Source organism: Pseudomonas sp. M5A4_2d, from assembly GCF_053345295.1.
This window is the reverse complement of record NZ_JBKEZW010000025.1, coordinates 1-14263: the sequence shown is the minus strand read 5'-3', so window position 1 is coordinate 14263 and position 14263 is coordinate 1. Positions and strand designations below refer to the sequence as shown.

Sequence of the window (14263 nt, the reverse complement as noted above, 5' to 3'; positions counted from 1 at the left end):
ACGGCTGCTTAGGGTTCCGCCCTTACGGCGGGTCACTTTTTTACAAAGCGCCTAAAAAAGTAACCAAAAAACGCTTTGCCCCACCACTTGGTGCCTCGCTTAGGCTCGGCATGCCCGCACTCCGGCTTGAATCCGTGGGCCGCCGCAATGGGCCATCCCTGGCCCAGTGCGGCTAACCCGGCGTCCTGCCGGGTTACCCACGGATTCAAGCCTGCGTTCGGCCATCGTGGTTAACGGGGCCTCTCAGATCAAGATCAACAGCAGAGCACGGCGGCCTGGTAGCCGACCTGAGTGGTTGAAGCAAAAGCAGAGCAGAAGCAGGGCAACACAGCATCCACCTGATGTAATGAGATCCAAATGTGGGAGCGGGCTTGCTCGCGAAAGCGGTGGGTCAGTCAGCACATTTGTAACTGAACCACCGCTTTCGCGAGCAAGCCCGCTCCCACAATTTGACCGAGTTTAGCTGCCAGACCGTGGCGCTGCGCTTTTCTGTGGGAGCTGGCTTGCCTGCGATGCAGACACCTCGGTACATCAGGCATAAGCCGTTGATGCCATCGCGAGCAAGCTCGCTCCCACAATTTGACCGAGTTTAGCTGCCGGGCCGTGGCGCTGCGCTTTTCTGTGGGAGCTGGCTTGCCTGCGATGCAGACACCTCGGTACATCAGGCATAAGCCGTTGATGCCATCGCGAGCAAGCTCGCTCCCACAATTTGACCGAGTTTAGCTACCAGGCCGTGGCGCTGCGCTTTTCTGTGGGAGCTGGCTTGCCTGCGATGCAGACACCTCGGTACATCAGGCATAAGCCGTTGATACCATCGCGGGCAAGCCCGCTCCCACAAGTTGACCGAGTTTAGCTGCCAGGCCGTGGCGCTGCGCTTTTCTGTGGGAGCTGGCTTGCCTGCGATGCAGACACCTCGGTAAATCAGGCATAAGCAGTTGATGCAATCGCAGGCAAGCCCGCTCCCACAATTTGACCGAGTTTATCTGCCAGGCCGCGGCGCTGCGCTTTTCTGTGGGAGCTGGCTTGCCTGCGTTGGCATCACCTCGGAACATCTGAAACAGCGAGGTGCCTGCATCGCGGGCAAGCCCGGCTCCCACACAAGCCAGTTCCCACATAGGTTTTGTGGGGTGAGGTAGCCCGGGATTTACTTGGGATACAGCGGCGGCAGGCTGGTGGTATCCGTCGCCGGGTCTTGTTCGCGTTCAGCCGTAGGAATGGCTTTTATCGCGCGCCACAAGTCTTCGCCCAGCCAATATTGGCCGCTTTCGCTGTACAGCGCGCCGTTCAGACCATCCAGCGCATCCGACAATGGCACAAACCGCGCGGCCATATCCGCCAGGGTTTCCGGCTGTTGCCGCGCCCAGGCGTCCAGTGCCTGGCGCGTGGCCTGCGGGTCGTTGGCCTGGGTGGCGCGCTTGAGGTCGTCGAGCAGGCTGCGCGGGCTTGGGCCGGTTTGCGCGGCACGTTGCACGGCCGGTTGCCGACGTGCACGCCACCACAGGCCGAAGCCCAGCAGTGTGGTGCATACGAAGATCAGTGTGCTCAGTTGCCACAGCCACAGGCGGTCATCGTCTGGCGCAGTAATCACCGTCGGCGTGGCGGGGGTGTCCACCACCAGGCTCGGGTTGGTCGCCACTTGCAAGGTGCGCGCGGGCAGGCTGGTGCGTTCGAGGTGGTCTTCGTGGGTGTTCCACCACACCACTTCCACGGCCGGCAGTTCGACAGCGCCGGCGCGGGTCGGCACCAGCGCTTCGCGGTCTTCGCGGCTGCCTGTCAGGCCGTGGTCGTTGCTCTGGTTGGCGAGCACCGGTTGGTCGGGGTAGCGGCGCAGGCCGTTGATGTCGGTGCTGGGCAGCGCCGGCAGTTGCGCGCTGGAAAGGCCCTCGGCCTTGACTGTGAGGCTGCGGGTCAAGGAGTCGCCGACTTGCACGTGATCAGGCGCGGGGTTCCAGGCTTCGCTCAGGTTCAGGCTGCGCGCAGGCAACCAGGGCGCATCGGCGGGGTAAAATTCCGGCTTGGGTTTGACCGTCAACGGCAACTCGGCCGAGCTGACGTGAATCAACTTGCCCGGTTTGGTGCCTTGCAGCGTGTTCTCTTGGGGCGGGCGCGATTCCACCAGGGTCGCACTGAAGGTCTGCGCCGGAATCATCAATGCGCCGCTGTGCTGCGGGTAGATCGCGTAGCGGGTTTCGATCACGCCATGGCGAATGCTGTTGATGACTTTCTCGTAGGTGCGCGACTCACCCAACTGCTCGATGCGTGCATCGGGAATCTGCAACGGGGTCAGGCTGCTGTCGTCATACAGCGACACCGAATGATAAACGCGCACGGTCAACAGGGCCTGTGCCTGCACGTACACGCTGGTTTGGTCGAGGTTGGTTTCGATGAACACCGGGGCCAGTTCGGCGCTGGTGTTCTGGCTGGCCGTTTCGACCACTTGCAGGCTGATCGGCTGGGTCTTGAGTTCACCGACTTGCAGCGGCGGAATCACCACGGTGCCGTTTTCCTTGGGCAGCAGGGTGATGATCCAGCGCGTGGTGGCGTGGTTATCGCCGCCCAGGGTGGTGAGCTGGTTGATCTGGCGGGTGCCGCTGACTTCGAACTGTGCGTCGAGGGGCGACAGGTCGGGTTTGCCGAATTGGGTGACGTCGCTGGACTCCACCGTCAGTTCCACCGTTTCCCCGGAATTGACGCGGCTGCGGTCGACGCTGGCGACGAGATTCGCCGCCTGGGCGTGGCCTGCCGACAACGCAAGCAGGAGCAGAAGGGTGGTGCGGCGGCTCATCGAGTCTTGTCCTGATGTTGTTGCTGTTCGTACCAGAATTTGCGGCGCAGCAGTTCGCCGGGGTTGTCCGGGATCTCCTGCAGCCATTGCTCCAGGGCCTGGCGATGTTCGCCGTCAATGCTGGCATCGGCAGGGCGCAAGGGCGGGGTGGTGGTTTGCTCATCCCCTAACTCGCTGCCCGGTACGTCGTTGCCGCCGGCTTTTGGCGCAGTGCCTGATTGGCTCTCGCCGGTGCCGGTCTCACCCTGGCCCTGGGGCGATTGCTCGCCACCTGTGGCACTTTGCCCGGTATTGCCCGGTTGCGCAGTTTGGCCGGGCTGGGTGGTTTCGTCATCTTCGTTTTTTGCCGGCTTGGTCGGTTCGGGCTGTGCTTGTTGCTGCATCACGCTTTCCACCAAGGCTTTGTTTTTGAGCGCTGGTTGCAGGTCGGGCTGGGCCTCCAGCGCCTGTTCGTAGGCGTCGATGGCCGCTTCCAGTTCGCCGGATTTGGCCAGGGCGTTACCACGATTGTAGTGGGAGTAGGCGTCATTGCCTTGGGCAAAACGCTTGATAGCCTCGGCATAGTTACCGGCCTCGTACAGCGCCACGCCTTGCCATTGCGGGTCCTCGAAGCGCTCGGCCGCTTCGGCGGGGCGCTTGTGCTTGAGCAGGTACTGGCCCTGCTGGTCGGGGCGCAGCCACAGGTCCTGAAGTTCAAAGGCGTAACTTGGTTGCGGCGCCCCGAATAACAGCAAAGGCAAACAAAACAGCCAGCCACGGCGCCCGGCGCAGGCAGCGAGGAGCAACAGCGGCAGGAGCAGCCAGTAGCCCTGGTCGGCCCAGGCGTCGAGGTGCAACAGTTGGCCATCGTTGCGCAGGGTTTGCGGGCCGTCGAGCAGGTTGAGTTGACGCAGGTCTTTGTCGTCCAGGCGTGCGGCGCGGTAACGGCCGCCCATTTCACTGGCGAAGGCCTTGAGGGTCGGGCTGTCGAGGCGCGGCACCAGGATCGCGCCTTGGTCGTCCTTGAGGAACTCGCCGCTTTCCTGGGTCACCGGTGTGCCTTCACGGCTGCCGATGCCGAGGATCGACAGCGTCGGCGCCTGCCCACCTTGCAGCTGCAGCCGAATGCCTTGGCGTTCCTGTTTCGACAGCGACGAGCCCACCAGCAGCAGGCGCCCCTGACCGAGGCCGCCCTGTTTAAGCAAACCCAGGGCCTTGGCCACTGCCAGGTCGGCGCGATGGCCGGGCTCGGGCATGATCGAAGGGCGCAGGGCCTCGAGCAGGTTACGGCTGGTGGCCAGGTCATCCGACAGCGGCACCAGGGTGTGGGCGCTACCGGCATACACGACGATTGCGGTCGGCGCATTGTCGCGCGCTTGCAGCAAGTCATACAGCTTGCGCCGCGCTTGCTCCAGGCGATTGGGCGGGCTGTCGGTGGCGAGCATTTCCGGGGTCAATTCCAGCAGCACCACGACCGGGTCGGAGGGTTTCTGGCTAGACTGTTCAACCCTTTGCCAGCTGGGACCCAACAAGGCCAACACGGCCAGTAGCCAGCCGATACCCAGCAGCACCCACGGCGATTTGCTTTCGCGACCGTTGCCACCACTGAGCAACACCGCATGAAAGGCCGGTGGCAGGATCATCTGCCAGCGCCCGGCGCGTTTTTGCCGATGCCAAAGCTGCCACAGCAGCCAGCCGAGCAGCGGCAACAACAACAGCCACCAGGGACGGAACCAGTGCGGCCACAGGTCGATCATCGACGCCTCCGCAAACGCAGGCGTTTGAGGCGTTGGCGCCATTCGGGGTGCTGTTGCAGGAAAATGCCCTTGCTCGAGAGTTTATTGAGTAAGCGTTGCAGCGCGTTGTTGGGCCAGCGTTCCTGGACCACCAGCAACATGCTCAGGATCAACGCCAGGGCCAATGGCGCACTGTAAAGCGCCTGGGCCGGGCGGGCTTGTGTAGGTTGTTGCGCAACAGGCTCAAGCTGGTCGAGGGTGTCCTTGATTTTTTGCAGTTCGTTGCCGTCGCGGGCGCGGAAGTAGCGGCCACCGGTCGCGTCGGCAATCGCCTTCAACGCGGGTTCGTCGAGGTCGAGGCTCGGGTTGACGCCGAGGATGCCCAGGGAGCCGGTTTGCTCGGGGTCGGCGCCAATGCCGATGGGGTAGATTTTCACGCCTTCTTCAGCGGCCAGGCGTGCGGCGGTCAACGGGTCTATTTGCCCGGCGTTGTTGGCGCCATCGGTGACCAGGATCAGCACGCGGCTTTGCGCCGGGCGCTGGCGCAGGCGTTTCAGGGCCAGGCCAATCGCATCACCGATGGCGGTGTTCTTGCCGGCAATGCCGATGCGCGCTTCGTCCAGCCAGGTGCGCACGGTGCGCCGGTCGAAGGTCAGCGGCGCTTGCAGGTAGGCCTGGCTGCCAAACAGGATCAGGCCGACGCGGTCGCCTTCGCGGCTTTCCAGGAAGTTCCCGAGCAGGTGTTGGACCAGGCTCAGGCGGCTGACGTCATCGTCTTGCCAGTGCATATCCGGGAAGTCCATGGAGCCGGACACGTCCACCGCCACCAGCAAGTCGCGGCCGCTGGCGGCAATCGGCAGGGGTTCGCCGAGCCATTCCGGGCGGGCGGCGGCGCTCAACAGCAGCAGCCACAGCACCACGAACGGCGCCTGCTGACGCCAGCCCGGCAGGTTGACGCGCGCGCGACGGCGGGCAAGGCCTTCGAGGTCGGCGAGATAGCTGACTTTCAGGGCGGGCTCGCCGCTGTCGGCCACGGGCAGGATCAGCCGCATCAGCCAGGGCAATGGCAACAGGGCGAAGATCCACGGCCAGGCGAACTCAAACATGTTTGCGAATCCAGGTGTCGACGGCTTGGGTCAGGCCGGCGATGGCCTTGTCGTCGAGTTTGCATTCGGGTTTGTAGGCGCCTTCCACCAGCACCATCCAGCGGGTCAGGCCGGCAGCAGGGCAGCGGTTGTCGAGGAACGCCAGCCATTTGCGGCCGTTGAGGGTGTGGCTCTGGCTATAGGGGTAGTCGTTGCGGCACAGGCGCTTGAGCAAACCATTGAGCTGTTGCAGCCAGGCGCCGGCGGGGGCGCCGTCGTAAGGTTTTGGCATCAGCGCAAGCTCTGCCAGGGCGGTGATGCGCAGCGGGTCCAGCGGTTGTTCGGCACGCGCGACCGGGCGGCGCGCCGGCAGGAAACGGCGCAGCCACCACAACCCCCAGGCGCACAGTGGAATCACCAGCAGCAACAGCCACCAGCCCGGCGCAGGGGGCCAGAAGCCAATGGCCGGCGGGGCGATCAGGGGTTGCAGTTGGTCGAGGCTGCTCATTGCTTTTTAACCGGGCGTTGCGGGTTGAGGTATTCGCGCAGCTGCTCGACCATTTCGCTCTGGGTGCTCAAGGGCATCAATAGAATCCGCAGTTTCTGTGCGAGCAGTTCCCAGCGGGCGATGCGCGCTTCGGCCTGGGCCTTGTAGGCCTGGCGTAAGTCGAAGTTAAGCGTGTCCAGTTCCAACTGCGCGCCGCGTTCGGCAAAGCGCAACAACCCTGCGGCGGGCAAGGCGTGGTCCAGCGGGTCGGAGATGGGCAGCAGCAACAGGTCGCAATGCCGAGACAGCAGGCTCAGCTGCTGTTCGGCACCTTCGGTGAGCGCGCGTTCATCGCAGATCACAATCACCAGGCTGCCCGGGCGCAACACTTCGCGGCCACGGCGCAAGGCCATGCCGAGGGCGTCGGCTTCGGGTCGGCTTTCGGTATTGAGGCTCTGGTTGACCCGCACCAGGCGGTTGAGCAGTTGCAGCAGGCTTTGCTTGCTGCGCCGGGGCTTGATTTCGTAGTGTTCGCTGTCGCCGAAAACCAGCCCGCCAACGCGGTCGTTATGCCCCAGGGCTGCCCAGCCGATCAGGCTGGCGGCTTGGGCGGCCAGTACCGACTTGAACATCTGGCCGGAACCGAAAAACAGCCGGCAGCTTTGCTCGACCATGATAAAAATCGGTCGCTCGCGTTCTTCGTGGAACAGTTTGGTATGCGGTTCCTGGGTACGCGCCGTCACACGCCAGTCGATGGTGCGCACATCGTCCCCGGCCTGGTACACGCGCACCTGGTCAAAATCAACGCCACGCCCACGCAACTTGGAATGGTGCAGGCCGATCAACGGGCTGCGCTGGCTTGGCGTGGAAAACAACTGCACTTCGCGCACGCGGTGGCGCATCTCAATCAGTTCGCTGAGCGTGACGCGGATTCCATCGCTGGCATTCATGGGTTTCAAGCGACGGCAACGACATCGAGAATACGTTGCACCACGCGGTCCTGGTCAATGCCGGCCGCTTCGGCTTCGAACGACAAAATGATGCGGTGGCGCAGCACGTCGAACAGCACGGCCTGGATATCTTCCGGGCTCACAAAGTCGCGGCCGGCCAGCCAGGCGTGGGCGCGGGCGCAGCGGTCCAGGGCGATAGAGCCGCGCGGGCTGGCGCCATAGGCGATCCACTCGGCCATTTCCGGGTCGAACTTGGCCGGGGTGCGCGTGGCCATCACCAGTTGCACCAGGTATTCCTCCACCGCATCGGCCATGTACAGGCCGAGGATTTCCTTGCGCGCAGCGAAAATCGCCTGCTGACTGACGCGGCGTTCGGGCTTGGTCTCACCGTTGAGCGCTTCGCCTCGGGCTTGTTGCAGGATGCGTCGCTCTACCGCTGCATCCGGGAACCCGATCTTGACGTGCATCAGGAAGCGGTCGAGCTGGGCTTCGGGCAACGGGTAGGTGCCTTCCTGCTCGATGGGGTTTTGCGTGGCCATCACCAGAAACAGTGGCGACAAGTCGTAGGTGCTGCGCCCGACGCTGACCTGGCGCTCGGCCATGGCTTCGAGCAGTGCCGACTGCACCTTGGCCGGTGCGCGGTTTATTTCGTCCGCCAGCACCAGGTTGTGGAAGATCGGGCCCTGTTGGAACACAAAGCTGCCGGTTTCCGGGCGATAGATCTCGGTGCCGGTGATGTCGGCAGGCAGCAGGTCGGGGGTGAACTGGATGCGATGGAACTGCGCTTCGATGCCTTCGGCCAACTCTTTGATGGCTTTGGTCTTGGCCAGGCCCGGTGCGCCTTCGACCAGCATATGGCCGTCGGCAAGCAGGGCGATCAGGAGGCGATCGATGAGTTTTTCCTGGCCGAGAATCTGCGTAGAAAGAAAGGTTCGCAGCGCGAGCAGCGCTTCACGATGTTCCATCGATGACGGTTCCTGGAGAGGTGAGCCTGAGCGTCGAGAAAAAAACGCCGGGCCTGGGGCGCTTACTTTAATGCATCGAGGGGGGTGGCGACTAACGGCGTGACGGGTATTTTTGGCAAATCTTGTAGGAAATTTGTATGGGAACACGGTCAATGTGGGAGGGGCGCGCCCCCGATAGCGGTGGATCAGTTTATACGTCTGTGACTGATCGACTGCTATCGGGGGCGAGCCCCCTCCCACATTTGATCGTTGGTGCGGTTTAGATTCGGGTAAAGGTGCCTGTGCCCTTAAGAATGTTCTGCAAGGTTTCCTCAACTTCAGCCAAATCCGACGCAGCGGTGCTGTGGAGAATTTCCAGATGATCCTTGCCACCCAGTGCATCGGCATCGCCCGCAGCCAACTCAACCCGCAACGTCGTGTCGCTTAGCGTGACCTTCAGCCCATCCAGGGTCGACGGCTCGTAATCCCAAGTCAGTTCGACTTCATCTTCGTCCGGGTAACGGGTGAGCATGAACATCTCGCCGTTTTTACCGTGGCAGCAGAGCATGGCCATGTTGTCTTCTTCGTCGTCGCACGGAGTGGCCATCAGCGCGTCGGTGTTCAGTTGCAGCATGGGAAATCCTGTTTGGGGGAGGGCACAGCGGGGCAATTGTGCCATTGCGGCGAATTTTGTGCTGCATTCTGTGTCAGACCCAGGGTATGACCTGGCGGGCTATATCAGTCATTTTCGGTACTCGCGAGCTGAAAAATAGCGAGTTTTTCTTCGGAAAAATACGGGTTGCTCAAGTCGCAACCCCAGGCCTGCGTACCGATGACCGAATATGTCGCAGCGTCGCAAGCAGCCGTCTTCCTACACTCGTTAAGCTGCGCAACGGATGTGCCCTGTGCCGGGAGTCTGACCTGCCCGTCGTACCGTCGCCCTGCATGCTGCACATCTTATGGGAGTTGTATGTGACCTCATTGTCTTGTCCAGCTTCACCCACCTGTCACCCTGATTCGTTTATGGTGCTTGTTATCAGTACCTGCGAACAGCGCTGACGGTCTCCCCGCAAGGGGAAAACGCGACGCTTCCATCAATAACAAGCCCAAGCGGAGTACCACAGATGGCGTTCTTCACCGCAGCCAGCAAGGCCGACTTCCAGCATCAACTGCAAGCGGCACTGGCGCAGCACATCAGTGAACAGGCACTGCCACAAGTGGCGCTGTTCGCTGAACAATTTTTCGGCATCATTTCCCTGGACGAACTGACCCAACGTCGCCTTTCCGACCTGGCCGGTTGCACTTTATCTGCCTGGCGCCTGCTTGAGCGCTTTGATCACACCCAACCGCAAGTGCGGGTCTACAACCCCGATTACGAACGTCATGGCTGGCAGTCGACCCATACCGCCGTCGAAGTGCTGCACCATGACCTGCCCTTTCTGGTGGACTCGGTCCGTACCGAGCTGAACCGTCGTGGCTACAGCATCCATACCCTGCAGACCACCGTCCTCAGCGTGCGCCGTGGCAAGAAGGCCGAGCTGCTGGAAATCCTGCCCAAAGGCACCCAGGGCGAAGGCATCCAGCAAGAATCGCTGATGTACCTGGAAATCGACCGCTGCGCCAATGCCGCCGAACTGAGCGTGCTGAGCAAAGAGCTTGAGCAGGTACTGGGCGAAGTGCGCGTGGCCGTGGCCGATTTCGAGCCGATGAAAGCCAAGGTCCAGGACCTGCTGGCCGGTATTGATGCGAGCAAGTTCAGCATCGACGGCGAAGAAAAAGCCGAGATCAAAAGCTTCCTGGAATGGCTGGTGGGCAACCACTTCACCTTCCTCGGCTATGAAGAGTTTGTGGTACGTGACGGGGTGGATGGCGGACATATCGAATATGACGCCAATTCCTTCCTCGGCCTGACCAAGCTGCTGCGTGCCGGCCTCACCGCCGAAGACCTGCGTATCGAAGACTACGCCGTGGCCTACCTGAACGAGCCGGTTGTGCTGTCGTTCGCCAAGGCTGCGCACCCAAGCCGCGTGCATCGCCCGGCTTATCCGGACTATGTGTCGATCCGCGAGATCAGCGCCGACGGCAAAGTTATCAAGGAACACCGCTTCATGGGCCTCTACACCTCTTCGGTGTACGGCGAAAGCGTGCGGGTGATTCCTTATATCCGCCGCAAGGTGGCGGAAATCGAACGCCGTTCGGGCTTCCAGGCCAAGGCTCACCTGGGCAAGGAACTGGCTCAAGTCGTTGAAGTGTTGCCGCGCGATGACCTGTTCCAGACCCCGGTCGACGAGCTGTTCAGCACCGTGATGTCGATCGTGCAGATCCAGGAGCGCAACAAGATCCGCGTGTTCCTGCGCAAAGACCCGTACGGTCGTTTCTGCTACTGCCTGGCCTACGTGCCACGTGACATCTACTCCACCGAAGTGCGCCAGAAGATCCAGCAAGTGCTGATGGATCGACTGAAAGCCTCGGACTGCGAATTCTGGACCTTCTTCTCCGAATCCGTGCTGGCCCGTGTGCAATTGATTCTGCGGGTTGACCCGAAGAACCGCCTCGCCATCGACCCGCTGCAGCTGGAAAAAGAAGTGGTGCAGGCCTGCCGCAGCTGGCAGGACGACTACTCCAGCCTGGTCGTGGAAAGCTTCGGCGAAGCCCAAGGCACCAACGTGCTGGCGGATTTCCCGAAAGGCTTCCCAGCCGGTTACCGTGAGCGTTTTGCTGCGCATTCGGCTGTGGTCGATATGCAGCACCTGAACAGCCTGACCGAAGCCAACCCGCTGGTGATGAGCTTCTACCAGCCGTTGGGCCAGGTCTCCGGCCAACGCGAGCTGCATTGCAAGCTCTACCACGCCGATACCCCGCTGGCGTTGTCCGACGTGCTGCCGATCCTGGAAAACCTCGGCCTGCGCGTGCTGGGTGAGTTCCCGTACCGCCTGCGTCATGCCAATGGCCGCGAGTTCTGGATCCATGATTTTGCGTTCATCGCCGCCGAAGGCGTGAACCTGGATATCCAGCAGCTCAACGACACCTTGCAGGACGCGTTCGTGCACATCGTTCACGGTGATGCCGAAAACGATGCGTTCAACCGCCTGGTACTGACCGCCGGCCTGCCTTGGCGCGACGTGGCGCTGCTGCGTGCGTACGCGCGCTACCTGAAGCAGATCCGCCTGGGCTTCGACCTCGGTTACATCGCCAGCACCCTGAACAACCATACCGACATCGCCCGCGAGTTGACCCGGTTGTTCAAGACCCGCTTCTACCTGGCGCGCAAGCTCACTGCCGATGACCTGGAAGACAAGCAGCAACGTCTGGAGCAAGCGATCCTCACCGCCCTGGACGACGTTCAGGTGCTCAACGAAGACCGTATCCTGCGCCGCTACCTGGACCTGATCAAGGCGACCCTGCGTACCAACTTCTACCAGACCGACGCCAACGGCCAGAACAAGTCGTACTTCAGCTTCAAGTTCGACCCGCGCGCCATCCCTGAGCTGCCCAAGCCGGTGCCGAAGTTTGAAATCTTCGTGTACTCGCCACGCGTCGAAGGCGTGCACCTGCGCTTTGGTAACGTCGCGCGCGGCGGCCTGCGTTGGTCCGACCGTGAAGAGGATTACCGTACCGAAGTGCTCGGCCTGGTAAAAGCCCAGCAAGTGAAGAACTCGGTGATCGTGCCGGTGGGCGCCAAGGGCGGCTTCCTGCCGCGTCGCCTGCCATTGGGCGGCAGCCGGGACGAGATCGCGGCCGAGGGCATCGCCTGCTACCGCATCTTCATTTCCGGCTTGTTGGACATCACCGACAACCTGAAAGACGGCGCCCTGGTGCCGCCGGTCAACGTCGTGCGTCATGACGACGATGACCCGTACCTGGTCGTGGCTGCGGATAAGGGCACTGCGACCTTCTCCGACATCGCCAACGGCATCGCCATCGACTACGGCTTCTGGCTGGGCGATGCGTTCGCCTCCGGTGGTTCCGCCGGTTACGACCACAAGAAAATGGGCATCACCGCCAAGGGCGCGTGGGTCGGTGTGCAGCGTCACTTCCGTGAGCGCGGCATCAACGTGCAGGAAGACAGCATCACGGTGGTGGGCGTCGGCGATATGGCCGGTGACGTGTTCGGTAACGGCCTGTTGATGTCCGACAAGCTGCAACTAGTCGCGGCCTTCAACCACTTGCACATCTTCATCGATCCAAACCCGAACCCGGCGACCAGCTTCGTCGAGCGTCAGCGCATGTTCGAGCTGCCGCGTTCGGCGTGGACCGACTACGACACCAGCATCATGTCCGAAGGCGGCGGCATCTTCTCGCGCAGCGCGAAGAGCATTGCCATCTCGCCACAGATGAAAGAGCGCTTCGACATCCGGGCCGACAAGCTGACCCCGACCGAACTGCTGAACGCCTTGCTCAAGGCGCCGGTGGACCTGTTGTGGAACGGCGGTATCGGTACTTACGTCAAGGCCAGCACTGAAAGCCACGCCGACGTGGGCGACAAGGCCAACGACGCGCTGCGCGTCAACGGCAACGAGCTGCGCTGCAAGGTCGTGGGCGAGGGCGGTAACCTCGGCATGACCCAGCTGGGTCGTGTGGAATTCGGCCTCAATGGCGGCGGCTCCAACACCGACTTCATCGACAACGCCGGTGGTGTGGACTGCTCCGACCACGAAGTGAACATCAAGATCCTGCTCAACGAAGTGGTGCAGGCCGGTGACATGACCGACAAGCAGCGCAACCAGTTGCTGGCGAGCATGACCGACGAAGTCGGCAACCTGGTGTTGGGCAACAACTACAAGCAAACCCAGGCGTTGTCCCTGGCCGCACGCCGTGCCTACGAGCGTGCTGCCGAGTACAAGCGCCTGATGAGCGACCTGGAAGGCCGTGGCAAGCTGGACCGCGCCATCGAGTACCTGCCGACCGAGGAGCAGCTCTCCGAGCGCGCCGCAACCGGCAAGGGCCTGACCCGTCCGGAGCTGTCGGTGTTGATCTCCTACAGCAAGATCGACCTCAAGGAAGCATTGCTCAAGTCGCTGGTGCCGGATGACGACTACCTGACCCGTGACATGGAGACCGCGTTCCCACCGAGCCTGGTCGCCAAGTTCGGCGAAGCCATGCGTCGCCACCGCCTCAAGCGTGAGATCGTCAGCACCCAGATCGCCAACGACCTGGTTAACCACATGGGCATCACCTTCGTTCAACGACTCAAAGAGTCGACCGGCATGAGCCCGGCGAACGTAGCGGGCGCGTATGTGATTGTGCGTGACATCTTCCATCTCCCGCACTGGTTCCGTCAGATTGAAGCCCTGGACCACCTGGTCTCCGCCGACGTGCAACTGGAGCTGATGGATGAGCTGATGCGCCTGGGCCGCCGTGCTACGCGCTGGTTCCTGCGCAGCCGTCGCAACGAGCAGGACGCTGGCCGTGACACCGCGCATTTCGGTCCTCACCTGGCGGCGTTGGGCCTCAAGCTCGACGAATTGCTGGAAGGCCCGACCCGCGAAGGCTGGCAGAACCGCTACCAGGCCTACACCGAAGCCGGCGTACCGGAATTGTTGGCGCGCATGGTTGCAGGCACTACCCACCTGTACACCTTGCTGCCGATCATCGAAGCCGCCGACGTTACCGGGCATGACGCTGCTGAAGTGGCCAAAGCCTACTTCGCCGTCGGCAGTGCCCTGGACTTGCCATGGTACCTGCAGCAGATCAGCGATCTGCCGGTGGCCAACAACTGGCAGGCCCAGGCACGCGAAGCCTTCCGCGACGACGTGGACTGGCAGCAACGGGCGATCACCATCGCGGTCCTGCAAATGGCCGATGCGCCACAAGACATGGAAGCCCGCGTGGCCCTGTGGCTTGAGCAGCACCAGGACATGGCCGATCGCTGGCGCGCAATGATGGTGGAAATTCGTGCAGCTGTCGGCACGGACTACGCCATGTACGCGGTGGCCAACCGTGAGTTGCTGGACCTGGCGTTGAGCGGTCAGTCGGTGCTTGCGCCGGCTTGATCCCGCCGTAAAACAAAAGCCCCCGTATCGTGAGATACGGGGGCTTTTTGTTGGAACCCTATTTATCAAACACCTGGGTCAATGGTGGGAGCTGGCTTGCCTGCGATAGCCATAGGTATCTACGCAACTCTTTGTGTCGATTTAAGTCTGTGAGGGGGTTGAGTAGATTGAGTACATATCCGTTGCTGCGGTAACGGCTGCTTAAGGTTCCGCCCTTACGGCGGGTCACTTTTTTACAAAGCGCCTAAAAAAGTAACCAAAAAACGCTTTGCCCCACCACTCGGTGCCTCGCCTGGGCTCGGCA

8 protein-coding genes are annotated in these 14263 nt (G+C 62.0%); 1 reads left to right on the top strand and 7 read right to left on the bottom strand.

Annotated features, from left to right (window positions below):
* Positions 1-1144: 1144 nt before the first annotated feature.
* The 7 genes from ACLBW8_RS28510 to ACLBW8_RS28480 all read right to left on the bottom strand — a co-directional run bounded on the left by ACLBW8_RS28510 (position 1145) and on the right by ACLBW8_RS28480 (position 8600).
* A complete protein-coding gene (locus ACLBW8_RS28510; RefSeq protein ID WP_221294942.1) occupies positions 1145-2785 on the bottom strand; it encodes a BatD family protein in 1641 nt (546 codons plus the stop codon).
* Positions 2782-4521 (bottom strand): tetratricopeptide repeat protein, encoded by a 1740-nt coding sequence (locus ACLBW8_RS28505; RefSeq protein WP_447806907.1) that lies wholly within the window; start codon positions 4519-4521, stop codon positions 2782-2784. The genes ACLBW8_RS28510 and ACLBW8_RS28505 overlap by 4 nt, the downstream gene beginning before the upstream one ends.
* A complete protein-coding gene (locus ACLBW8_RS28500) occupies positions 4518-5606 on the bottom strand; it encodes a vWA domain-containing protein (RefSeq protein WP_447806906.1) in 1089 nt (362 codons plus the stop codon). Before ACLBW8_RS28500 ends, ACLBW8_RS28505 begins: the two co-directional genes overlap by 4 nt.
* Positions 5599-6093 carry a DUF4381 domain-containing protein gene (locus tag ACLBW8_RS28495; RefSeq protein ID WP_064452692.1) on the bottom strand — a complete coding sequence of 165 codons (495 nt, stop codon included), beginning with the start codon at positions 6091-6093 and terminating at the stop codon, positions 5599-5601. The genes ACLBW8_RS28500 and ACLBW8_RS28495 overlap by 8 nt, the downstream gene beginning before the upstream one ends.
* Positions 6090-7022, bottom strand: a complete 933-nt coding sequence (locus ACLBW8_RS28490; protein ID WP_049712996.1) for a DUF58 domain-containing protein — start codon at positions 7020-7022, stop codon at positions 6090-6092. The genes ACLBW8_RS28495 and ACLBW8_RS28490 overlap by 4 nt, the downstream gene beginning before the upstream one ends.
* Before the next feature lie 5 nt (positions 7023-7027).
* Entirely contained in the window at positions 7028-7987 is a 960-nt protein-coding gene (locus ACLBW8_RS28485) for an AAA family ATPase (RefSeq protein ID WP_003174327.1), read from the bottom strand.
* Positions 7988-8246: 259 nt separating this feature from the next.
* Positions 8247-8600: a hypothetical protein gene (locus tag ACLBW8_RS28480; RefSeq protein WP_064452691.1), complete on the bottom strand. Its 354-nt coding sequence runs from the start codon at positions 8598-8600 to the stop codon at positions 8247-8249.
* Between the two features lie 490 nt (positions 8601-9090).
* On the opposite strand from ACLBW8_RS28480, the gene ACLBW8_RS28475 reads away from it, so the two are divergent.
* A complete protein-coding gene (locus ACLBW8_RS28475) occupies positions 9091-13959 on the top strand; it encodes an NAD-glutamate dehydrogenase (RefSeq protein ID WP_447806905.1) in 4869 nt (1622 codons plus the stop codon).
* Positions 13960-14263: the final 304 nt, after the last annotated feature.

What these genes read in the sequence shown, in the direction of transcription:
- ACLBW8_RS28510 (WP_221294942.1), bottom strand. Translation starts at nt 2,785, where the DNA reads ATGAGCCGCCGCACCACCCTTCTGCTCCTGCTTGCGTTGTCGGCAGGC.
- ACLBW8_RS28505 (WP_447806907.1), bottom strand. Translation starts at nt 4,521, where the DNA reads ATGATCGACCTGTGGCCGCACTGGTTCCGTCCCTGGTGGCTGTTGTTG.
- ACLBW8_RS28500 (WP_447806906.1), bottom strand. Translation starts at nt 5,606, where the DNA reads ATGTTTGAGTTCGCCTGGCCGTGGATCTTCGCCCTGTTGCCATTGCCC.
- ACLBW8_RS28495 (WP_064452692.1), bottom strand. Translation starts at nt 6,093, where the DNA reads ATGAGCAGCCTCGACCAACTGCAACCCCTGATCGCCCCGCCGGCCATT.
- ACLBW8_RS28490 (WP_049712996.1), bottom strand. Translation starts at nt 7,022, where the DNA reads ATGAATGCCAGCGATGGAATCCGCGTCACGCTCAGCGAACTGATTGAG.
- ACLBW8_RS28485 (WP_003174327.1), bottom strand. Translation starts at nt 7,987, where the DNA reads ATGGAACATCGTGAAGCGCTGCTCGCGCTGCGAACCTTTCTTTCTACG.
- ACLBW8_RS28480 (WP_064452691.1), bottom strand. Translation starts at nt 8,600, where the DNA reads ATGCTGCAACTGAACACCGACGCGCTGATGGCCACTCCGTGCGACGAC.
- ACLBW8_RS28475 (WP_447806905.1), top strand. Translation starts at nt 9,091, where the DNA reads ATGGCGTTCTTCACCGCAGCCAGCAAGGCCGACTTCCAGCATCAACTG.